Source organism: Snodgrassella sp. CFCC 13594 (assembly GCF_001590725.1).
GTDB lineage: Bacteria > Pseudomonadota > Gammaproteobacteria > Burkholderiales > Neisseriaceae > Snodgrassella.
Map to the genome: position 1 here is coordinate 1 of NZ_LQXR01000095.1, position 450 is coordinate 450.

Annotated in this window: 1 protein-coding gene; it reads right to left on the minus strand. The window is 46.4% G+C overall.

Going from position 1 to position 450, the window contains the following annotated elements; genetic code table 11:
• Positions 1 to 450 (minus strand): hypothetical protein (locus A2F46_RS12770; protein ID WP_197457678.1); only part of this gene is annotated, 450 nt, incomplete at both ends.

Below are 450 nucleotides of genomic sequence, written 5' to 3' on the forward strand. Positions count from 1 at the left end.
ATAGTTGCCGGAAACAGTCAGAATAGCGCCGGCGTCATCACTGTTTAGCTTATGCAAATCAACCGTGCCGCTGTTGCTGAGCGCGGCGATGGTTTGACTGTAGCCATCCAATGCCAGTGTTGAGCCAGACTCAATGTTGTGCTCGGAATTAGCACTAAAGGTATCTGCTTTACCAGCTTGCAATGTAGTATTGTCAATCACATTGGTGGTACCAGAATAACTATTGCTGCCTTTGGTAATGAGTGTACCGCTGCCATTAACCGTTAATATGCCAGTACCACTGATGTTGCCAGACCAAGTTGCTGTATTGCCATGAGTATTTAAAATGGGATCATCTGTTCCGGAAAGCACTAAATCATTGGCTAAATCTAAATTATCTGCCACAAAACCGATTTCGGTGTCATCTGCCATGGTGACCGTGCCGGTACCCAATGCGGTGCTACTGCCGAT